The organism is uncultured Tenacibaculum sp., from assembly GCF_947504135.1.
Classification (GTDB): Bacteria; Bacteroidota; Bacteroidia; order Flavobacteriales; family Flavobacteriaceae; genus Polaribacter.
Genome location: NZ_CANNGG010000005.1, coordinates 123229 through 146795, shown reverse-complemented (window position 1 = coordinate 146795; position 23567 = coordinate 123229). Strand labels below are relative to the sequence as shown.

Genomic DNA, 23567 nt, shown 5'->3' with positions numbered 1-23567 from the left:
TAAATTTTCTTTACTTTGGCTAGCTAAATTTATTAATCGTTGAATTTTTCACTATACATAGCTAAACGATACTTGTTTTCAAAAACTAGTACTAACGCGATTAACATTATTACTGCAATTGCTGTGTTTGGTGTTGTAGTAGGTACTTTGGCTTTGTTCGTGGTTTTATCAGGCTTTTCTGGTTTAAAAACTTTTAGTGATTCTCTGTTAAATGCATCTGATCCTGATATAAAAATAACAGCGGCTCAAGGAAAATCTTTTGAATATTCAACAAAACTTCATGAAATTCTTCAGCAAGAAGAAGGTGTAAAGGCGTATTCAAAAGTTGTAGAAGAAAGAGTCTTTTTAAAATATAAAGACAGAGATCATATTGCTCAAATAAAAGGAGTAGATACTAACTATTCATATATAATTCCTACAGATTCAATACTTACTGTTGGTACCTGGATAGACGAGCAGTATAAAAATACAGCTGTTATAGGTTACGGAATATCATATAAACTATCATTAGGGATTTTTAATTTTGGAGAGCCTTTACAGATTTTAGTTCCTAAACCAGGAAAAGGATTTATCAATGCAAATAATGCTTTTAGATCGGTTTCAACACAAGTAGTCGGAGCATATACTGGTTCAGAAGAGTTTCAGAATAAATATGTGTTTACCGAGCTCTCCTTGGCACAAGAATTACTTGGTTATAATGAAAATCAAATAACTGGAGTAGAATTAGCGTTGGAAAAAGGAGTTGATTTAGATTCATTTCAAGAAAAACTACAAGCTTCTTTGGGAGAAGGTTTAAAAGTACAAACTCGAGCACAGTTAAACACTTTGTATTATAAAGTAATTAATACTGAAAACTTTATATCCTACCTAATTTTCACATTGATTGTAGCTATTGCTTTATTCAACGTAATAGGCTCAATAATAATGATGATTATAGATAAACGACAAAACCTAAAAACATTATTTAATTTAGGTAGTAGTATAGAGGAAGTAAAAAAGATATTTGTTTATCAAGGTTTTTTATTGACTATGGTAGGGATGGTAATAGGGGTCGTTTTAGGAACTCTTTTAGTGTTAATTCAGCAACAATTTGAATTATTAATGATAACTGAAAGCTTAGCTTATCCAGTTGAGTTTAAATTAGTGAACTTGCTAGTGGTTATTGTTACAATTTCGGTTTTAGGTTATTTAGCAGCTAAAATTGCAAGTTCAAGGATTTCAAAAAGTTTTATTGAACGATAAGTTTTTATTTACCCTATTTCAGGAATCGTTGCATTTCCAAACTTAGCTTGTACTTCGTCAAAAGCAGCAAAAACATCTTTAGGATCGTCAGAGGTAACCATTTTCATTCTGTGTTCTTTAAAATGTGGAATTCCCTTAAAATAGTTTGTATAGTGTCTTCTTGTTTCTACAACACCTAAATGTTCACCTTTCCAGTCAATAGACATTTCTAAATGACGACGAGCCATATCAACACGTTCAGAAATTGTTGGTTTAGATAAATGTTCGCCAGTTTTAAAATAATGTTTTACCTCATTAAAAAACCAAGGATATCCAATAGAAGCACGACCAATCATACAGCCATCTAATCCGTATTTGTCACGCATTTCCATAGCTTTTTCAGGAGAATCAACATCTCCATTTCCAAACACAGGAATATGCATTCTTGGGTTGTTCTTTACTTCAGCAATTGGAGCCCAGTCAGCATTACCCTTGTACATTTGAGCACGCGTACGCCCATGAATAGAGATTGCTTTACAGCCAACATCTTGCAAACGTTCGGCAACTTCAACAATTCGAATAGAATCATGGTCCCAACCCAAACGAGTTTTTACAGTAATAGGCAAGTTGGTGTGTTTAACCATGGCTTCGGTAAGTTTTACCATCAAGTCAATATCCTTTAAAATTCCAGCCCCAGCTCCTTTAGAAACTACTTTTTTTACTGGGCAACCAAAATTAATATCAATAATATCCGGATTCGTTTTCTCAACAATCTCAACCGAACGTAACATAGAATCTAAATTTGCGCCAAAAATTTGAATCCCCACGGGGCGTTCCTTTTCGTAAATATCTAGCTTCATTACACTCTTTGCTGCATCGCGAATCAATCCTTCCGAAGAAATAAATTCAGTATACACCACATCAGCACCGTTTTCTTTACATAAAGCTCTAAACGGTGGATCACTCACATCTTCCATTGGCGCTAATAACAGCGGGAAATCAGGAAGTTCTATGTTACCTATTTTTATCATGCTGCAAAGTTACTTTTTTTTAAGTAATTATGTATATTTCGCTTTTTAACTCACAAACTTTTTTATTGAAACTTCCTTTTGAGCCTATTTTGTTCGGTTACACGATTAATATTCATCTTGTTTTAGAATATTTAGCATTTTTTTTAGCTTTTCGTTATTATGTTTTCTTGCGTAAGAAAAAAGAAGACGATATTTCTTCTCAGAATAGGTTGTCAATTATTTTAGGAGCTGCAGCTGGAGCTTTAATTGGTTCTCGATTGGTGGGAGTGTTAGAAAATCCTTTAGTCTCTTTTTCTACAGAAAACATAATTCAAATTTTGAATACAAAAACAATTATGGGAGGCTTGTTTGGTGGCTTGTTAGGTGTTGAAATTGCGAAAAAAATAATAGGAGAAACAAAATCGTCGGGTGATTTGTTTGTGCTCCCAATAATTGTAGGAATTTTTATAGGAAGGATAGGGTGTTTTCTTTCTGGAATTAATGAATTTACTTATGGAAGAGAAACTGCTTCTTTCTTAGGTATGGATTTAGGGGATGGAGTATTAAGGCACCCAGTTGCATTATATGAGCTTGTGTTTTTAATAGGGTTATTCATCAGTCTAAAATACCTAAAGAAAGAATACATTTTACAATCAGGAGAACTTTTTAAGTTTTTTATGTTAGCTTATTTTGGTTTTCGCTTTTGTATAGAGTTTTTAAAACCCAATACTTTTTTAATTTTTGGTTTAAGCACTATTCAAATACTATGTATAGTTTGTTATGTATATTACACAAAATTTATAATTCTAAAAATAAAAAATGCCAGAAAGAAAATATAACTACTACGATTTTACATTGAGTTTATGTCCTGAATGTTTAAAAAGAGTAGATGCCAAAATTGTATTTGAAGACGACAAGGTTTATATGCTTAAGCGTTGTAGAGAACATGGAAGTTCAAAGGTGTTAATAGCAGATGATATTGAATATTATAAAAATATCAGAAACTATAACAAACCTAGTGAAATGCCCTATACGTTTAATACAAAAACAGATTATGGATGTCCTTATGATTGCGGATTATGTCCAGATCATGAACAGCATTCATGTTTAACCGTTGTTGAGGTTACCGATAGATGTAATTTAACTTGCCCTACTTGTTATGCAGGTTCATCACCTACGTATGGACGCCATCGAACACTAGAAGAAGTAAAAGCGATGTTAGATGCTGTGGTGAAAAATGAAAAAGAACCTGATGTAGTACAAATCAGTGGAGGAGAGCCAACGATACACCCTCAATTTTGGGAAATTTTAGACTATGCAAAATCACTTCCTATCCGACATTTAATGTTGAATACTAACGGGATTAAAATAGCGAAAGACGTTGCTTTTGCTGAACGATTGAAAACCTATACACCCGATTTTGAAATTTACTTACAGTTTGATTCCTTTGAAGATAGTGTGTTGAGAGAGTTGAGAGGAGCAGACTTGAATGAAATTCGCAGGCAAGCAATCGAAAACTTGAATAAGTTAAATCTATCAACAACTTTAGTAGTTACGCTTCAAAAAGGATTAAATGATCACGAAATAGGTAAAGTAATTGATTATGCTTTGCAACAAAAGTGTGTGAGAGGGGTTACGTTTCAACCAACACAAATAGCGGGAAGGTTAGAAAGTTTTAATCCTGAAACGGATAGAATGACACTTACTGAAGTTAGAAGAAAAATAATGGAGCAAACAGACGTTTTCAATACAGACGATTTAATTCCAGTACCGTGTAATCCTGATGCTTTGGTAATGGGATATGCTTTAAAATTGGGAGGAGAAGTGTTTCCTTTAACTAGATATATCAATCCTAATGATTTGTTAGACAATAGTAAAAATACCATTATTTATGAGCAAGATGAAGCATTGCATGGAAAAATGATAGAGCTATTTAGTACAGGGAATTCTGTTGAGGTGGCAGAAGAAAATTTAAAATCAATCATGTGTTGTTTGCCTAATATTGATGCACCAGAGCTAGGGTACGATAATTTATTTAGAGTGATAATCATGCAATTTATTGATGCTTATAATTTTGATGTACGAGCGGTAAAAAAATCATGTGTACATATCGTAGATAAGAATAATAAAATTATTCCTTTTGAAACAATGAACTTGTTTTATAGAGATGATAAAAAAGAATATTTAGAAAAGTTAAGACAAGAAATATAAGAAAAAGGATATGGTATTTTTAGAAGTAGGCGATCTTTCAGGTTTATTCGTAATTATAGGTTTAATTATGTTTGGTCCACCCGTGTTACTAGCTGTTATTGGAGCAGCTATTAGAAAAAAAAGTAAAACAGCTTCAAAAATATTTTATATACTAGCTGTTTTGTATCTGATAATCGGATTAGGTATATGTGGTAGTATGCTTACCTAAATAAGAGTATAATTTTCGCTATTTATTTTGTTTGTAGTAGCCTGCAAATAAAGTATCTTTGCAAATTACAAGTAGTTAGAATTACGACGAATGAATCCATTCTATATATTGAGCTAATAAAAGTTTATGTTAGATGTTTAGAAATGGCTTGAGAAACTTTACATTGAATGAAGAACATTAGAAATTTTTGCATAATTGCACATATTGATCATGGTAAAAGTACCCTTGCAGACAGATTGTTAGACTATACAGGGTCGGTTACTGAGCGTGAAAAACAAAATCAGTTACTTGATAACATGGATTTAGAACGTGAACGTGGAATTACCATTAAATCACACGCTATTCAGATGGACTATGTTTATGAAGGTGAAGATTATATATTAAACCTAATTGACACTCCTGGTCACGTAGATTTTTCTTATGAAGTTTCTCGTTCTATTGCAGCATGTGAAGGAGCATTGCTAATTGTAGATGCAGCACAAAGTATACAAGCACAAACTATTTCTAACTTATACCTAGCGTTAGAAAATGATTTGGAAATTATTCCAGTATTAAATAAAGTAGATTTACCTTCAGCAAACCCAGAGGAAGTAACAGATGATATTGTAGATTTATTAGGGTGTGAGCCAGAAGATGTAATTCACGCAAGTGGAAAAACAGGTTTTGGAGTAGATAATATTTTAAAGGCAATTATTGAAAAAATTCCTGCACCGAGTGGAAATCCCGATGCACCTTTAAAAGCATTGATTTTTGATTCAGTATACAATTCGTATCGTGGAATTGAAACCTACTTTAGAGTAATTGATGGTTCTATTAAAAAGAATCAACAAATAAAGTTTATGGCTACAGGTAGACAGTATGGAGCCGATGAGGTAGGGACCTTAAAACTAAGTCAAGTTGTAAAAAACGAAATTAAAACTGGAGATGTAGGCTATTTAATTACAGGAATTAAAGCAGCGAAGGAAGTAAAAGTAGGAGATACTATTACCGATTTTGCCAATCCAACTACAGATAGAATTGAAGGGTTTGAAGATGTAAAACCAATGGTATTCGCAGGAATTTACCCTGTAGATACTGAAGATTACGAGGAGCTACGTGCTTCAATGGAAAAGCTACAATTAAATGATGCTTCCTTAGTTTTTCAACCAGAAAGTTCAGCAGCACTTGGTTTTGGTTTCCGATGTGGATTCTTAGGAATGTTACACATGGAAATTATTCAAGAGCGTCTAGAACGTGAATTTAATATGACGGTAATTACTACGGTTCCTAACGTAAGTTACCATGCATTCACGAAGAAAAATCCTGATGAGGTTATTATAGTGAATAACCCATCAGATTTACCAGATCCATCAAAGTTAGATAGGGTGGAAGAACCATTTATCAAAGCTTCAATCATTACCAAGGCTGATTTTGTAGGACAAGTAATGTCACTTTGTATTGAAAAAAGAGGACAGATTGTAAATCAAACCTATTTAACTCCAGAGCGAGTTGAATTAATTTTTGATATGCCATTGGCAGAAATTGTTTTTGATTTTTATGATAGATTAAAAACGGTATCTAAAGGTTATGCATCGTTCGATTACCATCCAATAGGAATGCAAAAGTCGAAGTTAGTTCGTGTAGATATGTTACTTAATGGGCAAATAGTTGATGCGCTTTCAGCTCTATTACACGATAGTAATGCGTATTCAATAGGAAAACGTATTTGTGAAAAGTTAAAAGAACTGATTCCACGTCAACAGTTTGATATTCCAATTCAGGCAGCTATTGGAGCAAAAATTATAGCTCGTGAAACCGTAAAAGCTTTACGTAAGGATGTGACAGCTAAGTGTTACGGAGGAGATATTTCACGTAAACGTAAGCTTTTAGAAAAACAAAAGAAAGGTAAAAAACGTATGCGTCAAGTAGGAAATGTAGAAATTCCACAGCAAGCGTTTATGGCAGTGTTGAAGTTGAATGACTAGTTTTTTAGAAATTAGTAAAGATAGACAAGAACATAGAAAAAAACCGTTTTGATGAAATCAAAACGGTTTTTTTAATTATTGTATTATCAAATTTCCAAATTGTTACATTGAATTTTAATCCCTATTTCCTAAAACTTGTAAGGCCCAATATAAAAGCATTGCCAAAGAACCGAGCGCAGCTACTAAGTATGTTCTTGCAGCCCATTTTAAAGAATCTTTTGATCCTGCTAGCTCTTCACGAGTTACCATGTTCTTGTTTTCTAGCCAAGCTAAAGCTCTATTACTTGCGTCATATTCCACAGGTAAAGTAACAAAACTAAAAATTGTACCTAAAGCCATAAAAGCCAAACCAGCTAATGCGATGTAAAAACCAATACCTGTGCTTCCAGAGGCAGCACCAAAAGCAATACCACCAATTACCATCCATTGAGAGAAACGAGAAGTAATACTTACCATAGGTACAAGTTTAGAGCGCATTTGTAAGTACTGATAAGCAGTGGCATGTTGTACAGCGTGTCCAACTTCGTGTGCAGCAACAGCCGCTGCAGCAGCATTACGTTGGTTGTATACAGCTTCACTTAAATTAACGGTTTTGTTTTGAGGGTTGTAATGGTCGGTAAGTCTACCAGGGGTAGAAATTACTTGTACATCATAAATACCGTGGTCTGCTAGCATTTTTTTAGCAATTTCTGCTCCGCTCATTCCATTACGTAAGTGAACTTGCGAGTATTTTTTAAATTTACGTTGTAAAGTGTTACTAACTAACCAACTGAATAAAGATATTATACCTATCAGTACATAAAATCCAATCATAATTTATATAGTTTTAAAATTTTGTATCATTTTTGCTAGATAAATTTACAACATAAATTATTCCAAATTAGTTAAGGAAATTAAAAATGTCAAAATGGCAACACAACCTAAAATTTTAATAGTTTATACAGGAGGAACCATTGGTATGGTTAAGGATTATAACACTGGAGCTTTAAAAGCTTTCGATTTTAGTCAAATTTCTAGTAAGATTCCAGAATTACAACAATTAAACTGCGAAATTTCTACTGTTTCTTTTGATGAGCCGATTGATTCATCAAACATGAGTGTGGAGTATTATATTCAAATAGCAGATATAATTTCTGATAATTATGACAAGTTTGACGGATTTGTTGTGCTAACAGGGTCAGACACGATGTCGTATACTTCATCAGCAATTAGTTTTATGTTTGAAAACCTACAAAAACCTGTGATCTTTACAGGATCGCAGTTGCCTATAGGAGATTTACGTACCGATGCTAAAGAAAATTTAATAACCTCGATTCAAGTAGCATCAGCCTATGAAAATGGCAAGCCAGTAATACAAGAAGTAGGGTTGTACTTTGAATATAAACTGTATAGAGCTAATAGAACTACTAAAATAAATGCAGAACAATTTGAAGCATTTGCCTCGATGAATTATCCGCCTTTGGCAGAGAGTGGAGTGCATTTAAACTTTAGTTATCCGTTACTATTAAAATCTAATGAGGGAGACAAAGATTTGGTGGTAAGAAAGAATTTAGATAATCATGTAGCAATTTTAAAACTATTCCCAGGCATTACAGAATCGGTAGTAAGAAGTTTTATGAACATTCCAGATTTAAAAGGAATTATCTTAGAAACATATGGATCAGGAAATGCTCCTACCGAAAAATGGTTTGTTGATTTACTTGAGTATGCTGTAAAAAGAGGTATATATATTGTTAATGTAACTCAATGTACAGGAGGAAGTGTTATTTTAGGACATTATGAAACAAGTTCTGAATTGAAACGCATTGGAATTGTTGACGGTAAGGATATTACTACTGAAACAGCAATAGCAAAAATGATGTATTTGTTAGGAGAAGAGCTGTCAAAAGAAGAATTTAAGCATTATTTTGAGAAATCTCTTAGGGGAGAAATGGCTTAAATTGTAAATAAATCGTTAAATTTACAGTTGTAACTACTTGAATTACTAAGGGAAAGCGTTAAAAAAAAGCTTAGTAGTATAAATACTAGAGATTTTTTTTAATCTACCAACATTTTTTTGTTACTTGCCACTCTGAAAAATTTAAAAACGTAATAAGTACAAGAAAAGAATTACTTATTTGTAAAAAAATAAGTTTTTAGCAGTAAAATTTGTATTTTTAACCCGTTAACTATTTAAAATTAATTATAACAAAATGAAAAAAGTAGTAAATATCCTAACTATTGCAGGATTTATGTTTTTAGGAGCTATTCAATCAACTTATGCTCAAGACGCAGCGGCGGCAGAAGGATCAGAAACTTTCCACCAAATTTTAAAAAGATATTTTATTGATGGAGGACCAGGTTTTATGGGAATTGTATTAGTAGCTTTGATTTTAGGTTTAGCTATCGCAATTGAGAGAATTATTTATTTAAATATGGCTACAACCAATACTAAAAAATTAGTTGCTAGTGTTGATGAAGCTTTAAGCTCAGGAGGAGTAGAGGCTGCAAAAGAAGTTTGTAGAAATACAAAAGGACCTGTTGCTTCAATCTTTTATCAAGGTTTAGAAAGAGCAGATGAAGGTTTAGAGGCTGCTGAAAAAGCTGTAGTAGGATATGGAGGAGTACAAATGGGATTATTAGAAAAAAATATTTCTTGGATTTCATTATTTATTGCTTTAGCACCAATGTTAGGATTTATGGGAACTGTAATTGGTATGATTGGAGCTTTTGATTCGATTGCAGTTGCAAATGATATTTCACCAGCAGTAGTAGCAACAGGTATTAAAGTAGCACTTTTAACTACGGTATTTGGTCTTATTGTTGCAATTATTTTACAAATTTTTTATAACTACATTATTTCTAAAGTAGACAGTATTGTAAACAATATGGAAGATGCTTCTATCTCTTTAATCGACTTATTAGCTAAGTATAAAAAATAATAGAAGTATGAAAAACAATAAATTAATAACAATATTAGTTGCATTACTCTCTCTTGTAGGTATAGTCTTATTTATGGTTGTTATGGGAGCTGATGCAGAAGATCCTGTTGCAATATCAGATGCTGTTTCTCCACTAGTAACCTACTCTCTTGTATTACTAGGTTTAACAGCAGGTGTAACAGTATTAGCTTCTATTTTGAGTTTGTTTAAAAACCCAGCAGCATTGAAAAAAGCTTTGCTTGGTTTGTTAGGAATGGGAGTTTTATTAGTAATCTCATACATATTAGCTAGTGATGGACAAGTTTTAGGAGCTACTAATGAAGTTGTAGCTGAAGCTGGTAGTAGTGTGTCTAAAAATACAAGTACAGGTATTTGGTTAAGTGTTATCTTAATAGTGATCGCAGGAGGTTTCTTCGTGTGGGATTTATTAAAAGGATTAGTTAAATCATAGATTATTATGGCAAGAAGAGAAAACCCAGAAATTAATGCAGGTTCGATGGCAGATATTGCCTTCTTGCTACTTATCTTTTTCCTTGTAACAACAACGATGGATGTGGATTCAGGTATTCCAAAAAAATTAGCTGAAAAAACTGAAGTTGAACCACCAATAGTTAAAGAAAAAAACATCTTTCAAGTTAGTATAAACCGTAACAATCAATTATTAGTTGAAAATGAAGTTATGGAATTAAAAGACTTAAAAGATGCAGCTATTAAGTTTATAGATAATGGTGGAGGTATTGGTAACCCAATGCCAGGGAAAGAAGCTGGAGCAGCTTGTGACTATTGTAAAGGTGAGAAGGATCCAGAGTCATCAGATCACCCTAACAAAGCAATTATTTCTGTAGAAAGTGATAGAGGTACAGAATATGGTACTTATGTCTCTGTTCAAAATGAATTGTTAAGAGCATATACTGAGTTACGTAATAGATTATGCCAAGAGAAATATGGTATGAGTTTCGATGAACTTGAAAAGGCTTTTATTGATAGTGCAAGAAAAGATCAGGCTTTAAGAAAGAAAGTAGAAGATATTAAGACGAGTTACCCTCAGATTATTTCAGATACTGATCCGACAAATGTTAAATAATAAAACAATATAAAGAGTATGTCTAAGTTTAGAAAAAAGAAGAAAGGAATGCCTGCTTTATCTACGGCGTCTTTACCAGATATTGTTTTCATGTTATTATTCTTTTTCATGGTTACAACTACCATGAGAGAGACAGATTTATTAATTGATTCACCACGTTTACCAAGTGCAAGTGAAGTAAAAAAACTTGAGCGTAAAAGTTTAGTGAGTACAATTTATGTTGGTAAGGCCAAAGACTCCAAGTATGGTACAGGATATAATAGAATTCAGTTAAATGATAAGATTGCTACACCAGATGATGTGCCTTCTTTTATTTATCTTGAAAGGGACAACGTTTCTGAAGCAGAAGTACCATTTATGACAACTTCTATTAAAGCAGATAAAGAGTCGAGTGTTGGTACATTAGCTGATATTCGTGAGAAATTAAGAGATGTTAATGCTCTTAAACTAAGTTTATCTACTCACAAAGGAAATGTAATTAATAAGTAATAATTACTTTTAAATAAACAAGAAAAGAGCAATCAATTGATTGCTCTTTTTTTATACAAAAAGATTATTTTTATCGTTACATAATTATTATGAAGGATATAGTATTTATTTTTTTTGCTGCATTATTTTCTATTAATGCTTTTTCTCAAAGAGATTCTCTTAACATAGGAGATAAATATCTTGAAGATCAGTTGTATATTGATATAACTTATAACTTGATACAGAAACAGCCAAACGAATTGGAGAAAACAGGCTTCTCATATGGTTTAGCATTGGGATATATGAAAGATATACCATTTAATAGAAGTGGAAAGACTGCTTTTGCAATAGGTATGGGGTACAGCTATGATTCTTTTGATCATGGTTTGAAAGTGATTAAAGATAATGGTAATTATGAGGTGGATCCTGACATAACTTCAAATAAAATTAAACTTCATAATCTAGAAATGCCCATTCAATTTAGATGGCGTTCTTCCGATGCTAATACTTATTCTTTCTGGAGGTTTTATGCAGGAGTTAAAATAATATATAATGTAATTAATGAATTTCGATATAAGTTGATAGACCAAGATTTTAGTTTTTCAAATATAAATAACTATAATAAATGGCAAACAGGTTTAACATTATCTGTAGGTTATGGTACTTTCAATTTTCATGTGTATTACGGTTTGACCCCTATGTTTAAAAACGCGACACTAAATGGTAATTCTATTGATAGTAGAATAGTTAAAGTAGGGCTAAGTTTCTATCTGTTATAATATATAGTAAGCTAAAAAAGGGCTAAATAAGCCAATAAAAAAGCCTACATACACTTCTTTTAACGTGTGAGCTTTTAATTGCAATCTAGAGCTTGCTAATAGTCCAGAAAGCAATATTAAAATAGTTATAAGATGAAGTATTTGTACTGCTTGTAATTGTTGAAATAGTAAAAAGTATCCGATAGCGATTCCCATAGATAATAAATGTAGACTTCCTTTTATTTTAAACAGAAATAGCATATAAATAAAACCAAGTCCGAAAACAGTTCCGTAGAATAAATAACTTAAGTCTTTAACGATACTCATATTCGAGAATAGTTTTCCTAAGAGCATAAATAAAGTCATCATTAAAAATACTGGGAACTTTCGTTCTTCTATACTATGTACTCTAAATGTTTTTATATATCCGATGGATTTAAGAAACACAAGTAATAACAGCGGAATTAGATAAGTAGCAACAAACACTACAGAAACAACCGTAAATTGTTGTTGTTTATTGAGTGCTATAGGTGAAAATATAAAATACAAAAGAATGCCTATAGTAGGCATTACAATAGGGTGTAATATGGTAGATATGAATTTATGCCAACGCATTAAATCTCTTTACGTAAACGAGCAACGGGAATGTCTAATTGCTCTCTGTATTTGGCTACCGTTCTTCTTGCAATAGGGTATCCTTTCTCTTTTAAAATTTTAGAAAGTTTTTCGTCTGTTAAAGGCTTACGCTTGTCTTCTTCACTTATAACCGTTTCTAAAATCTTTTTAATCTCTTTGGTAGAAACATCTTCTCCTTGGTCGTTTTTCATTGACTCAGAGAAAAAATCCTTAATTAACTTCGTTCCGTAAGGGGTAGATACATATTTGCTGCTAGCTACACGAGAAACCGTAGATACATCCATGTTAATTTCATCAGCAATATCTTTTAAAATCATAGGTTTTAGCTTGCGCTCATCACCTGTTAAAAAATATTCTTCTTGACGGTGCATAATTGCATTCATCGTTACTAAAAGTGTTTGTTGACGCTGTTTAATAGCATCAATAAACCACTTTGCAGCATCTAACTTTTGCTTGATAAAAAGCACTGCATCTTTTTGTGATTTGGTTTTCTCTTTAGAATCTTGATAGCCCTTCAACATATTGTTATATTCTCTAGAAACATGTAATTCAGGAGCATTACGTGAGTTTAAAGTTAAATCTAAATTTCCATCAATAATTTTGATTGAAAAATCAGGTACTATTTGCTCAGCAATTTTATTATTGCCTGCATAAGAACTCCCTGGTTTTGGGTTTAATCGACTTATTTCATGAATAACATCTTTAAGCTGTTCTTCAGAAATATTATATTTTTCTAATAATTTTTGATAGTGTTTTTTTACGAAATGATCGAAAGATTCTTCTAAAATTCGAATTGCTAAAGCTCTGCTTTCAGTTTCAGTTTTCGACTTTAACTGAATAATCAAACATTCTTTTAAGTCTAAAGCTCCAACACCTGTAGGGTCTAGTTTTTGAACAACATTGACTAAAACATCTTTAACTTTTTCTTCCGTAGTAAAAATGTTTTGAGTAAAAGCCAAATCATCAACTAAATCAATAATATCTCTACGAATGTAACCACTATCGTCTATGCTACCTACTAAAAATTCGGCAATAGCACGTTCATCGTCATCAATTCTAAAGGTGTTTAATTGATTGTTTAACGATTGATGAAAACTAGTACCAGCCGCATAAGGAACTTGTTTTTCTTCATCGTCTGATGAATAGTTATTCGTTTGTGTTTTATAACTAGGATATTCGTCGTCACTTAAATATTCATCAATATTAATGTCATCGGTATCAATCTTTTCATTGCCCGAATCATCATAATCAATATCGTTGGCTAAAGTATCTTCAAAATTCTCAGGTTCATCTTTACCTGTATCTAAAGCAGGATTTTCTTCAATTTCTTGTTTCAAACGTTCTTCAAAAGCTTGCGTAGGCAATTGAATTAACTTCATCAACTGTATTTGTTGTGGAGATAATTTTTGAAGTAATTTTTGATGTAAACTTTGTTTTAGCATATATACAAAGATATGAAATAGGACAAAAAAAATCGCCATCCGTTGAGGAATGACGATTCTTATTTATAAGTTTTATGAATTTTTTAAAACTCAGCGTTTTGAGGTGTTCTTGGAAATGGAATTACATCACGAATATTACTCATTCCAGTTGCAAATAAAACTAAACGCTCAAAACCTAAACCAAATCCAGAATGTACTGCGGTTCCAAATTTACGAGTATCTAAATACCACCATAACTCCTCTTCTGGGATATTTAGTTCAGCCATTTTTTCTTTTAGAACATCTAAACGTTCTTCTCTTTGCGATCCTCCTACCATTTCACCAATTCCAGGGAATAATACATCCATTGCGCGAACTGTTTTTCCATCTTCATTTAAACGCATGTAGAATGCTTTAATGTTTGCTGGATAATCAAATAAAATTACCGGACATTTAAAGTGTTTTTCTACTAAATAACGCTCGTGTTCAGATTGTAAGTCCACACCCCATTCGTTTACTGGGAACTGGAATTTCTTCTTTTTATTTGGCTTAGAATTACGTAAAATTTCAATAGCTTCTGTATAACTTACACGTTTAAAGTTGTTGTCAACTACAAATCGTAATTTTTCTAGTAAGCCCATTTCACTACGCTCTGCTTGAGGCTTCTTTTTCTCCTCTTGTGCTAAACGACTATCTAAAAAGGCTAAATCGTCTTGACAGTTATCTAAAACGTATTGTAATACATACTTGATAAAGTCTTCAGATAAATCCATGTTTGCATCTAAATCGTTAAATGCAACCTCTGGTTCAATCATCCAGAATTCAGCTAAGTGACGCGTAGTGTTTGAGTTTTCAGCTCTAAAAGTAGGTCCGAAAGTATATATTTTACCTAATGCCATCGCATAGGTTTCACCTTCTAACTGACCAGAAACTGTTAAATTGGTTTCTTTTCCAAAGAAATCTTTAGAGTAATCTATTTCACCCTCTTCATTTACAGGAGCGTTGTTTGCTTCAAATTGAGTTACTTTAAACATTTCACCAGCACCTTCAGCGTCAGAGCCTGTAATTATTGGAGTATTTACATAGTAAAATCCGTTTTGTTGAAAGTACTGATGTACTGCAAATGATAATGCTGAACGTAAACGCATTACAGCACTGAAAGTATTCGTTCTTACACGTAAATGTGCATTTTCACGTAAAAACTCTAAACTATGTTTTTTAGGCTGAATAGGGTATTCATCAGGGTTTGAGTCTCCTAAAACTTCTAAATTAGTTACCTGAATTTCTACAGTTTGTCCTTTTCCTTGACTTTCAGTTAAAGTACCATGAATACTTACTGCAGCTCCAGTATTTATTCTTTTTAATAAAGTTTCGTCAGCATTTTCAAAATCTACAACACACTGAATATTATTTATAGTAGAACCATCATTTAGAGCAATAAAACGATTGCTTCTAAAAGTTCTTACCCATCCTTTTACGTGTACTTCTTGTAAAATCTTGTCAGATTGTAATAATTCTTTAATGCTACTTCTTTTCATCTGTTTTAAATATGATAATTTGTTGATGTATCGACAGTGAAATTTAATCATCTCACTGTGTGTTTTATAATTACCTACGTCATCGACGTTTAAGTCTTCAATAAAATCAAGCAAAGATACTTTTTTGCTATTAATTGAGCAATGAAGACAGGGTAAGAATGTACTGGATGTTTACTTATCTTCGTCTTTTGGAGGCAGAATTTTAAACTTAGTTTCTTTTAAAACTTTTTTGTTAGCTATTTTCTTTTCAAAAGAAAGAAGAAGAGAAGGTAATAACAATAAGTTTGAAACCATCGCTAATAATAATGTCACCGATACTAATCCACCTAATGCTATTGTTCCTCCAAAACTAGAAACTGTAAACACCAAGAATCCGAAGAAAAGTACAATAGAAGTGTAAAACATACTTACACCTGTTTCACGTAAGGCAGAATATACCGCAGGTTTAATCTTCCAATTGTTACTTAACAGTTCTTGTCTATACTTAGCTAAAAAGTGAATTGTATCGTCTACAGAAATACCAAAAGCAATACTAAAAACTAAAATAGTTGAAGGTTTTATAGGAATGTCTAAAAAGCCCATCAATCCACCAGTAATTAATAAAGGCAGCATGTTAGGTATTAATGAAATTAATATCATTTGAGACGAACGGAACATCCACGCCATAAAAATTGAGATTAATATGATAGCTAACGATAATGAAATAACTAAGTTTTTAATTAAATAGTTTGTTCCTTTTAAGAAAACTAAGGCCTTTCCTGTTAATGAAACGTTGAAGCTTTCATTAGGAAATTGCTTGTTTATTACAGCCTGTAAACGTTCTTGAATAACATCCATTTTATCAGTACCGATGTCTTTCATAAAAGTAGTGATACGAGCATAGCGACCTGTACTGTCTACAAAATTCTTTAGCATTCCAGAATTACTATCTGAATTTTTGGTGTAAGCAAAAATATAACTCTTTTCTTGACTTGTTGGTAATTGGTAATATTTTGGGTTGCCATTATAATAGGCTTGCTTAGAGTATTTTACTAGGTTAGTAACAGAGATAGGTTTTGAAAGTTCTGGAAAAGTTTCGATAGCTTCATTTAGTTTTTCCATCTTTTTTAAGGTAGAAAGTTTCATAACACCTTTTTCTCTCTTAGTGTCAATCAAAATTTCTAGCGGCATAATTCCTCCAAACTCAGATTCAAAAAACTTAATGTCCTTATAAAACTGTTTCCCTTTAGGCATATCTTCAATTAAACTACCCGATACACGTATTAAGTATAGTCCAATCATACTTAAAATTATCACTGAAACCGTGGTAATATATATAGCAATTCGTTGTTTTCTTACCATGTTTTCCATCCAGTTTACTACATTTTCCATCCATTTTTTCTCTAAATGGTTTAAATGCTTTTGTTCTGGAAGAGGCATAAAACTGTAGATAATCGGAATGATTAATAAAGCTAAAATAAAGATACTAATGATGTTTATTGATGCTAAAACACCAAATTCACGCATTAATTGACTTTTTACAAAAATAAAGGTAGCAAAACCAGAAGCAGTAGTAATGTTAGTCATTAATGTTGCATTCCCAACTTTAGAAATAACACGTTGTAATGACTTTGCTTGGTTACCATGTTTTTTTACTTCTTGTTGATATTTGTTAATAAGAAATACCGCGTTAGGAACACCAATAACAATAATTAAAGGAGGAATTAAAGCAGATAAAACTGTAATTTCATAGCCTAAAAGACCGATAAAGCCAAAAGCCCAAGTAACTCCAATACCAACAACAAGTAAAGTGATGAACGTTGCTCTAAACGAACGGAAGAAAAAGAAGAAAATAATGGCTGTAATAAGTAAAGCACCTACTACAAAAATTCCCATTTCATCTGTAATGTTTTGAGAGTTCAAAGTTCTTATATATGGCATACCAGAAATGCGAACATCTACACTATGTTTCTTTTCGAAAGATTCAACAGTTGGAATTAATACATCCATTACGAAATCTCTACGAACAGGTGTGTTAACGATGTCTTTATTTAGATATATCGCGGTTTGTAAAACACCTTTGTCGTTGTATAATAAATTGTTGTAAAACGGAAGCTTCTCAAAAAGCTGGTTTTTAATTTCGGTAACTTCTTCGTTTGTAGTGGGTGCTTTATCAAATAAAGGTTCAATAACAAATTTACGTTGTTTTCTATCCGCTTTCAATTGCTGAACATCTGCAACAGAAACCGTGAAATCTACTTGAGGTAAACTATCTAAATCTTTTACCAGTTTGTTCCAAGCATTGAATTTTTCAGGGGTAAAAATCGTAGAATCCTTAACTCCAAGTATAACTAGATTTCCTTCCTCACCAAAAATTTCTAAAAACTTATTGTATTCAATATTTACTTCGTGATCGGTAGGTAGTAAGTTTGCTTCTGTATAAGAGAAGCGCATGTGTTTTGTTTGGGTGACTAAGAACCCAGTTATAAGAGCAATAGTAAGTAAAACTAAGTAACGATTTCGCAATATAAAGCCTGCGATTTTAGTCCAAAAAGTCATCCAAAAAAATTTTAGCAAATTTATGCTAAATGAACTAATTAAACGAAAAAAGGGCGTTTTAAAACGCCCTTTTTCTATTATTTTTTTAAAGAAATTAAACAGTCATAATTTCCTTTTCTTTAACGAGAAATTTATCGTCAATTTCTTTCACAAAATTATCAGTTAAATTCTGGATATCAGCTTCAGCATTCTTTTTCATGTCGTCAGAAACGTCTAGTTTTTTGATGTCATTATTGGCTTCTTTACGAGCATTACGAACTCCTACTTTAGCATGTTCAGCTTCGGCTTTAGCTTGTTTAGCTAAATCTTTACGACGTTCTTCTGTTAATGGTGGAACGTTAATGATAATATTTTCTCCATTATTCATTGGGTTAAAACCAAGATTAGCAAGCATAATTGCCTTTTCTATTTCTTGTAACATGTTTTTTTCCCAAGGTTGAATTGAAATTGTTCTAGCGTCAGGTGTATTTACGTTTGCTACTTGTCCTAACGGAGTAGCAGAACCATAATAATCTACCTGTACATTTGCTAACATTGCTGGAGATGCTTTACCAGCTCTGATGCTACGCAATTCTTTTACTAAATGCTCAATAGCTCCATTCATTGCCTCTTTGGCCGAATCTAAAATAAAATCAATTTCTTCAGTCATTTTGTTCGTATTTAAAACCTCAAACAGTATGAGGATAATTTTTTAGTTTATTGGTTGTCAACTATTGTTCCAATATTTTCTCCAGAAATTAGCTTTAATAAGTTTCCTTTGGTGTTCATATCGAAAACAATAATAGGTAACTTGTTCTCTTCACTTAATGTAAAAGCCGTCATGTCCATTACTTTTAAGCCTTTGTCAATTACGTCTTTAAAGGTAATGTTTTCATACTTAACAGCATCTTTGTTTTTTTCAGGATCAGTATTGTAAATACCATCTACTCTGGTTCCTTTTAAAATAGCATCAGCATTAATTTCAATCGCTCTTAAAACTGCAGCTGTATCTGTAGTAAAGTAAGGATTTCCAGTTCCTCCACCAAAAATAACAACACGTCCTTTTTCTAAATGTCTGTTTGCACGACGCTTAATGTAAGGCTCTGCAATTTCTTTAATTTCGATAGCGGTTTGTAAACGGGTGTGAATACCTTCGTCTTCTAAGGCACTTTGTAAGGCTAAACCGTTAATACAAGTTGCTAACATACCCATATGATCTCCTTGAACGCGATCCATACCATTACTAGCACCAGCAACGCCTCTGAAAATATTACCACCACCTATAACAATAGCTACTTCTATGCCTTTATCTACTACTTCTTTAATTTCTTGTGCGTATTCTTTAAGTCTTTTTGGGTCGATACCGTATTGGCGCTCTCCCATAAGTGCTTCACCACTTAATTTTAAAAGGATTCTTTTGTATTGCATTTGTTTTGTTGAAAGTTGTGCAAAGCTACATATTTTTTTTGAGAGTTTTATGCGGAAAATGTAGGAGAACGTTTACGATTACGATACGTATAAAAAAAATGATAGTAGACATTTAAACGTATTTATCAAGTAAGTTTTCTTTTCCATTATAAGAGGATAAAAATTTATTATAAAAATATATAATTAGGTATTAATGTTCTAAACCTTTTATATACAAAAAAACCACCCAAAAAATGGATGGTTTTCTATAATATGGTTGTTGAGAATTATCCTAAAGTAACCCTTACGAAGTTTTTAACTTCAACGTTACCGTAAGAAGAAACGTATTCTGCAACAGTTTTCTTTTCGTCTTTAATAAACTTTTGATCTAATAAACATTGTTCTTGATCTAAAGTTGTGTTATCAGAGATAAATCGTTCCATTTTACCTGGTAAAATTTTATCCCAGATTTGTTCTGGTTTACCTTCAGCTTTTAATTGCTCTTTAGCTTCTTCTTCAGCTTTCGCTAAAGCTTCATCAGTTAATTGTAAACGAGAAACGAATTGAGGAACGTTTTTTAAAGTTTTACCTAAACGTACTAACTCTTCGTTATCTTTTTTGATAGCAGCGATTCTAGCTTCAGTTTCAGAAGCTACGTAAGCAGGATCAAAATCTTTGTATGATAAAGAAGTCGCTCCCATTGAAGCAGCTTGCATAGCTAAGTCTTTAGTTAACTCAGCAGCATTATCTACAGCAGCAGTTAAACCTACCATTGCAGCAATTTTACCAACGTGAGTATAAGCTCCTACGTATGGTGCTTCAATTCTTTCGAAAGCAGTGATATCGATTTTTTCACCGATAACTCCTGTTTGCTCGATTAATTTTTCAGCAACAGTTACACCACCAAAATCAGCAGCTAAGAACTCTTCTTTTGTTTTGTGGTTAAAAGCGATGTCAACAAATTCTTGCGCTAATGCTTTGAATGAATCGTTTTTAGCTACGAAATCTGTTTCACATGCTAATACGATAGCAACACCATATGTGTTGTCATCGCTAATTTTAGTGATTGCCACACCTTCAGTAGACTCACGATCTGCTCTTTTAGCAGCAATCTTTTGTCCTTTTTTACGTAAAATTTCAATAGCTTTATCAAAATCACCTTCAGCTTCTACTAATGCTTTTTTACAATCCATCATACCAGCTCCGGTAGTTTCTCTTAATTTCTTTACGTCTGCAGCGCTAATTTTTACTGACATTTCTATCGTTATTTTTTAATTGTAATTAATTGTTGTAAGGTATAAAAATTTAAAGGCTTCAATGTGATGAAACCTTTAAATTAAAATTATTTTGCTTCTTCTTTTGCAGGAGCGTCAGCTGCTTTTTCAGCTTTAGCTTTTTCCTTATCAGCTTTTCTTTCTGTTAAGCCTTCAGCAATTGCATCAGTTACATACGATAATACTTTATCGATAGATTTAGAAGCATCATCATTTGCAGGAATTACAAAATCAATCGGTCTTGGATCAGAGTTTGTATCAACCATTGCAAAGATTGGAATGTTTAATTTTTGTGCTTCAGCAACAGCAATGTGTTCTTTCTTTACATCAATTACAAATAAAGCTCCTGGTAAACGAGTCATATCAGAAATTGAACCTAAGTTCTTTTCTAATTTTTCACGTTGACGGTTAATTTGTAATTTTTCTCTTTTTGATAAAGCGTCGAAAGAACCATCAGTCTTCATTCTATCAATAGAAGCCATTTTCTTTACAGCTTTACGAATAGTAACGAAGTTTGTTAACATACCACCTGGCCAACGCTCAGTAATGTAAGGCATGTTTACAGCTTTAGCTTTTTCAGCAACGATATCCTTAGCTTGCTTTTTAGTTGCAACGAATAAGATTTTACGTCCTGAGTTGGCTATTTTTTGTAACGCAGCAGAAGCTTCGTCAATTTTAGCTGAAGTTTTATACAAATCGATGATGTGTACACCATTACGCTCTGTATAGATATATGGAGCCATGTTTGGGTTCCATTTTCTAGTTAAGTGTCCAAAGTGAACACCACTTTCTAATAATTCTTGAATGTTTGCCATTTTAATAAATGTGTTTACGTTCTGTTTTCGCAATATTTCAGTAGTTATTAAGTCTGAAATATTTAGATACTAAACTGTTAAAAATTGATTTATAAATAACAGTCTCGAAACATTTAAATACTGAAACAAGTACAGTAAAATATTAACGTTTAGAGAACTGGAATTTCTTACGTGCTTTCTTCTGACCGAATTTCTTACGTTCAACCATTCTTGGATCACGAGTTAATAATCCTTCTGGTTTTAATACAGCTTTGTTTTCTTCGTTAATTGATACTAATGCTCTAGTGATTGCTAAACGAATAGCTTCAGCTTGACCAGTAACACCACCACCGTATACGTTTACTTTAATGTCGTAAGCCTCTAAGTTTTCAGTTAACATTAAAGGTTGTTGAACTTTGTATTGTAAAGTTGGTGTAGTGAAATAGTTTTTAAACTCTCTTTTGTTGATAGTGATGTTTCCACTTCCTTGAGAAACATAAACACGAGCAACAGCTGTTTTTCTTCTACCTATTTTGTGTACAGTTTCCATAATTATTTAAGATCGTTAAGGTTAATAGTTTTAGGTTTTTGAGCTTCTTGATCATGCTCTGTACCTGCGTAAACATATAAATTTTTGAATAACGCGCTACCTAAACGGTTTTTAGGTAACATACCTTTTACTGCTTTTTCGATTAATCTTGTAGGATCTTTTTCGAACATTTCTGTAGCAGTTAATGATCTTTGTCCTCCTGGGTAACCTGTGTGACGGATGTAAGATTTATCTGTCCACTTTTTACCAGTTAGGTTAATTTTTTCAGCGTTGATAATAACAACGTTGTCTCCACAATCTACGTGAGGAGTATAATTTGGCTTGTACTTACCTCTAATAAGTTTTGCAACTTTAGAAGCTAGACGACCCAATGTTTGCCCGTCCGCATCAACTAAAACCCACTCTTTGTTTACGGTAGCTTTATTAGCTGATACTGTTTTGTAACTTAATGTGTTCATAATTACACGATTAGTTTTTGTTTATTAATAATTAAATTTTATCCTTTAAAAAGGTCTGCAAATGTACGATTAATTATTTGATTGACAAATAGCGTGTTAGTTTAATTTTTCTGCTGTTTATTTTAATTAAGTAAAGAGCACAAAAAAAGCGTGCTCATAAGCACGCTTTTTCGACATAGTATGTTTTTAAACTACTCTACCTTCTGATCTAATAAATCAAAGAATTGATTTAATCTAGGTAAGATAATAATTTTTGTACGTCTGTTTTTAGCTTTGTTAGCAGGACTGTTGTTTTCTACTAAAGGAACATAGCTACTCCTACCTGCAGCAATTAATCTTTCTGGTGCTACATTGTATTTTCCTTGTAATTCACGAACAATAGCAGTAGAACGTAAAACGCTTAATCCCCAGTTATCTTTTAATACAGAACCAGCAGCAACAGGAGTGTTATCAGTATGTCCTTCTACCATTACATCCATTTGAGGTTGTCCGTTAACTACGGTTGCAACTTTTTCTAACACTTTAGAAGCTTTGTCGTTGATAGTGTAGCTTCCGCTTTTAAATAATAATTTATCAGAAATTGAAATAAATACTACTGTTTTTTCTACATTTACTTCAATATCTTCGTCATCAATACCGTCTTGTAATTCTCTCTTTAAGTGGAATGCAACTACTAAGTTTAAAGAATCTTTTTTAGAAGCAGCCTCTCTAATTTTGTTGATGTACTTATCTTTTTTGCTTAACTGAGATAATGTTTCTTTAATGTTGTCATTAGCTCCTTGTGTTAATACAGTTAAGTTTTCTACCTGTTGTAAGGTGTTTTCTTTGTCTTTCTTTAATTCAGTTACTCTAGACTCTAAAGAGAAAGCCTTTTCTTCACAATTTTCTTTCTCAACCAAGCATTTAGTTAAGTTAGCTTTTACTGCTAATAATTCTTCTTTTGTTTGTTCATGTTTAGCCTTAACAGCCTCCAATTCTTTTGTAGAAGCACACGATGCTAATAAAAGAGCGGCACTAAGGAATAAGAATACTTTTTTCATTTTGATTCTATGTTTTATATGTATTATTAATAATTAATAGTTGAGCAAATTTATAAAAATGAAGACACAAAAAAGAGAATTAACAAT

The 23567-nt window shown here is 32.4% G+C and carries 24 protein-coding genes; 11 read left to right on the top strand and 13 right to left on the bottom strand.

Going from position 1 to position 23567, the window contains the following annotated elements:
* Nucleotides 1-39: 39 nt before the first annotated feature.
* Entirely contained in the window at nt 40-1242 is a 1203-nt protein-coding gene (locus tag Q0663_RS11420) for an ABC transporter permease (protein WP_299011133.1), read from the top strand.
* Nucleotides 1243-1250: 8 nt separating this feature from the next.
* Here Q0663_RS11420 and dusB read toward each other — a convergent pair whose 3' ends face one another.
* Nucleotides 1251-2252, bottom strand: coding sequence for a tRNA dihydrouridine synthase DusB (dusB, locus tag Q0663_RS11415; RefSeq protein WP_047789981.1), 1002 nt, complete (start codon nt 2250-2252; stop codon nt 1251-1253).
* Nucleotides 2253-2317: 65 nt separating this feature from the next.
* Between dusB and Q0663_RS11410 the strand changes: the two genes are divergently transcribed.
* The 4 genes from Q0663_RS11410 (at nt 2318) to lepA (ending at nt 6614) form a co-directional block, all read left to right on the top strand.
* A complete protein-coding gene (locus Q0663_RS11410) occupies nt 2318-3070 on the top strand; it encodes a prolipoprotein diacylglyceryl transferase (protein ID WP_299011128.1) in 753 nt (250 codons plus the stop codon).
* Nucleotides 3051-4442: a radical SAM protein gene (locus tag Q0663_RS11405; protein ID WP_299011126.1), complete on the top strand. Its 1392-nt coding sequence runs from the start codon at nt 3051-3053 to the stop codon at nt 4440-4442. Before Q0663_RS11410 ends, Q0663_RS11405 begins: the two co-directional genes overlap by 20 nt.
* Nucleotides 4443-4452: 10 nt before the next feature.
* Nucleotides 4453-4650, top strand: coding sequence for a hypothetical protein (locus Q0663_RS11400; RefSeq protein ID WP_073182094.1), 198 nt, complete (start codon nt 4453-4455; stop codon nt 4648-4650).
* Nucleotides 4651-4817: 167 nt separating this feature from the next.
* Entirely contained in the window at nt 4818-6614 is a 1797-nt protein-coding gene (gene lepA, locus Q0663_RS11395; protein WP_047789984.1) for a translation elongation factor 4, read from the top strand.
* 114 nt (nt 6615-6728) lie between these two features.
* On the opposite strand, the gene Q0663_RS11390 is transcribed toward lepA, so the two are convergent.
* Nucleotides 6729-7427: a zinc metallopeptidase gene (locus Q0663_RS11390; RefSeq protein WP_299011122.1), complete on the bottom strand. Its 699-nt coding sequence runs from the start codon at nt 7425-7427 to the stop codon at nt 6729-6731.
* 94 nt (nt 7428-7521) lie between these two features.
* Between Q0663_RS11390 and Q0663_RS11385 the strand changes: the two genes are divergently transcribed.
* The 6 genes from Q0663_RS11385 (at nt 7522) to Q0663_RS11360 (ending at nt 11866) form a co-directional block, all read left to right on the top strand.
* The gene (locus Q0663_RS11385) at nt 7522-8553 is read left to right on the top strand and encodes an asparaginase (protein ID WP_299011120.1); all 1032 of its coding nucleotides are present in this window, start codon (nt 7522-7524) and stop codon (nt 8551-8553) included.
* Between the two features lie 253 nt (nt 8554-8806).
* On the top strand, nt 8807-9535 hold the full coding sequence (locus Q0663_RS11380) for a MotA/TolQ/ExbB proton channel family protein (protein WP_073182089.1): 729 nt from the start codon (nt 8807-8809) through the stop codon (nt 9533-9535).
* A gap of 7 nt (nt 9536-9542) precedes the next feature.
* The gene (locus Q0663_RS11375) at nt 9543-9986 is read left to right on the top strand and encodes a hypothetical protein (protein ID WP_299011116.1); all 444 of its coding nucleotides are present in this window, start codon (nt 9543-9545) and stop codon (nt 9984-9986) included.
* A 6-nt stretch (nt 9987-9992) separates the two neighbouring features.
* Nucleotides 9993-10619, top strand: coding sequence for a biopolymer transporter ExbD (locus Q0663_RS11370; RefSeq protein WP_299011114.1), 627 nt, complete (start codon nt 9993-9995; stop codon nt 10617-10619).
* Nucleotides 10620-10637: 18 nt separating this feature from the next.
* Nucleotides 10638-11108 carry a biopolymer transporter ExbD gene (locus Q0663_RS11365; protein WP_299011111.1) on the top strand — a complete coding sequence of 157 codons (471 nt, stop codon included), beginning with the start codon at nt 10638-10640 and terminating at the stop codon, nt 11106-11108.
* Between the two features lie 89 nt (nt 11109-11197).
* The gene (locus Q0663_RS11360) at nt 11198-11866 is read left to right on the top strand and encodes a porin family protein (RefSeq protein ID WP_299011109.1); all 669 of its coding nucleotides are present in this window, start codon (nt 11198-11200) and stop codon (nt 11864-11866) included.
* Here Q0663_RS11360 and Q0663_RS11355 read toward each other — a convergent pair.
* The 11 genes from Q0663_RS11355 to Q0663_RS11305 form a co-directional block, all read right to left on the bottom strand.
* Nucleotides 11861-12460 carry a hypothetical protein gene (locus tag Q0663_RS11355; protein ID WP_299011107.1) on the bottom strand — a complete coding sequence of 200 codons (600 nt, stop codon included), beginning with the start codon at nt 12458-12460 and terminating at the stop codon, nt 11861-11863. The two genes, Q0663_RS11360 and Q0663_RS11355, sit on opposite strands and share 6 nt — an antisense overlap.
* Nucleotides 12460-13923, bottom strand: a complete 1464-nt coding sequence (gene rpoN / locus Q0663_RS11350) for an RNA polymerase factor sigma-54 (RefSeq protein ID WP_299011105.1) — start codon at nt 13921-13923, stop codon at nt 12460-12462. The genes Q0663_RS11355 and rpoN overlap by 1 nt, the downstream gene beginning before the upstream one ends.
* Before the next feature lie 83 nt (nt 13924-14006).
* Nucleotides 14007-15440, bottom strand: coding sequence for an asparagine--tRNA ligase (gene asnS / locus Q0663_RS11345; protein WP_299011103.1), 1434 nt, complete (start codon nt 15438-15440; stop codon nt 14007-14009).
* 171 nt (nt 15441-15611) lie between these two features.
* Entirely contained in the window at nt 15612-17978 is a 2367-nt protein-coding gene (locus tag Q0663_RS11340) for an efflux RND transporter permease subunit (protein WP_299011101.1), read from the bottom strand.
* Between the two features lie 94 nt (nt 17979-18072).
* The gene (frr, locus tag Q0663_RS11335; protein WP_299011099.1) at nt 18073-18627 is read right to left on the bottom strand and encodes a ribosome recycling factor; all 555 of its coding nucleotides are present in this window, start codon (nt 18625-18627) and stop codon (nt 18073-18075) included.
* A gap of 47 nt (nt 18628-18674) precedes the next feature.
* Nucleotides 18675-19385 (bottom strand): UMP kinase, encoded by a 711-nt coding sequence (gene pyrH / locus Q0663_RS11330; RefSeq protein ID WP_299011097.1) that lies wholly within the window; start codon nt 19383-19385, stop codon nt 18675-18677.
* 266 nt (nt 19386-19651) lie between these two features.
* Nucleotides 19652-20620, bottom strand: coding sequence for a translation elongation factor Ts (gene tsf, locus Q0663_RS11325; protein ID WP_239178107.1), 969 nt, complete (start codon nt 20618-20620; stop codon nt 19652-19654).
* An 86-nt stretch (nt 20621-20706) separates the two neighbouring features.
* Entirely contained in the window at nt 20707-21453 is a 747-nt protein-coding gene (gene rpsB, locus Q0663_RS11320) for a 30S ribosomal protein S2 (RefSeq protein WP_299011088.1), read from the bottom strand.
* A 142-nt stretch (nt 21454-21595) separates the two neighbouring features.
* Nucleotides 21596-21982 carry a 30S ribosomal protein S9 gene (gene rpsI / locus Q0663_RS11315; protein WP_028892298.1) on the bottom strand — a complete coding sequence of 129 codons (387 nt, stop codon included), beginning with the start codon at nt 21980-21982 and terminating at the stop codon, nt 21596-21598.
* A 2-nt stretch (nt 21983-21984) separates the two neighbouring features.
* Nucleotides 21985-22440, bottom strand: a complete 456-nt coding sequence (gene rplM, locus Q0663_RS11310; protein ID WP_299011078.1) for a 50S ribosomal protein L13 — start codon at nt 22438-22440, stop codon at nt 21985-21987.
* A gap of 191 nt (nt 22441-22631) precedes the next feature.
* On the bottom strand, nt 22632-23480 hold the full coding sequence (locus Q0663_RS11305; RefSeq protein ID WP_299011075.1) for an OmpA family protein: 849 nt from the start codon (nt 23478-23480) through the stop codon (nt 22632-22634).
* Nucleotides 23481-23567 lie beyond the last annotated feature (87 nt).

Excerpts from the sequence above, each read along its gene's own strand:
- Q0663_RS11305 (WP_299011075.1), bottom strand. The coding sequence starts at position 23,480 with ATGAAAAAAGTATTCTTATTCCTTAGTGCCGCTCTTTTATTAGCATCG.
- rpoN (WP_299011105.1), bottom strand. The coding sequence starts at position 13,923 with ATGCTAAAACAAAGTTTACATCAAAAATTACTTCAAAAATTATCTCCA.
- Q0663_RS11400 (WP_073182094.1), top strand. The coding sequence starts at position 4,453 with ATGGTATTTTTAGAAGTAGGCGATCTTTCAGGTTTATTCGTAATTATA.
- dusB (WP_047789981.1), bottom strand. The coding sequence starts at position 2,252 with ATGATAAAAATAGGTAACATAGAACTTCCTGATTTCCCGCTGTTATTA.
- tsf (WP_239178107.1), bottom strand. The coding sequence starts at position 20,620 with ATGTCAGTAAAAATTAGCGCTGCAGACGTAAAGAAATTAAGAGAAACT.
- Q0663_RS11405 (WP_299011126.1), top strand. The coding sequence starts at position 3,051 with ATGCCAGAAAGAAAATATAACTACTACGATTTTACATTGAGTTTATGT.
- rpsI (WP_028892298.1), bottom strand. The coding sequence starts at position 21,982 with ATGGAAACTGTACACAAAATAGGTAGAAGAAAAACAGCTGTTGCTCGT.
- Q0663_RS11355 (WP_299011107.1), bottom strand. The coding sequence starts at position 12,460 with ATGCGTTGGCATAAATTCATATCTACCATATTACACCCTATTGTAATG.
- Q0663_RS11375 (WP_299011116.1), top strand. The coding sequence starts at position 9,543 with ATGAAAAACAATAAATTAATAACAATATTAGTTGCATTACTCTCTCTT.
- pyrH (WP_299011097.1), bottom strand. The coding sequence starts at position 19,385 with ATGCAATACAAAAGAATCCTTTTAAAATTAAGTGGTGAAGCACTTATG.
- Q0663_RS11390 (WP_299011122.1), bottom strand. The coding sequence starts at position 7,427 with ATGATTGGATTTTATGTACTGATAGGTATAATATCTTTATTCAGTTGG.
- asnS (WP_299011103.1), bottom strand. The coding sequence starts at position 15,440 with ATGAAAAGAAGTAGCATTAAAGAATTATTACAATCTGACAAGATTTTA.
- rpsB (WP_299011088.1), bottom strand. The coding sequence starts at position 21,453 with ATGGCAAACATTCAAGAATTATTAGAAAGTGGTGTTCACTTTGGACAC.
- Q0663_RS11380 (WP_073182089.1), top strand. The coding sequence starts at position 8,807 with ATGAAAAAAGTAGTAAATATCCTAACTATTGCAGGATTTATGTTTTTA.
- Q0663_RS11340 (WP_299011101.1), bottom strand. The coding sequence starts at position 17,978 with ATGACTTTTTGGACTAAAATCGCAGGCTTTATATTGCGAAATCGTTAC.
- Q0663_RS11385 (WP_299011120.1), top strand. The coding sequence starts at position 7,522 with ATGGCAACACAACCTAAAATTTTAATAGTTTATACAGGAGGAACCATT.
- Q0663_RS11370 (WP_299011114.1), top strand. The coding sequence starts at position 9,993 with ATGGCAAGAAGAGAAAACCCAGAAATTAATGCAGGTTCGATGGCAGAT.
- Q0663_RS11360 (WP_299011109.1), top strand. The coding sequence starts at position 11,198 with ATGAAGGATATAGTATTTATTTTTTTTGCTGCATTATTTTCTATTAAT.
- frr (WP_299011099.1), bottom strand. The coding sequence starts at position 18,627 with ATGACTGAAGAAATTGATTTTATTTTAGATTCGGCCAAAGAGGCAATG.
- rplM (WP_299011078.1), bottom strand. The coding sequence starts at position 22,440 with ATGAACACATTAAGTTACAAAACAGTATCAGCTAATAAAGCTACCGTA.
- lepA (WP_047789984.1), top strand. The coding sequence starts at position 4,818 with ATGAAGAACATTAGAAATTTTTGCATAATTGCACATATTGATCATGGT.
- Q0663_RS11365 (WP_299011111.1), top strand. The coding sequence starts at position 10,638 with ATGTCTAAGTTTAGAAAAAAGAAGAAAGGAATGCCTGCTTTATCTACG.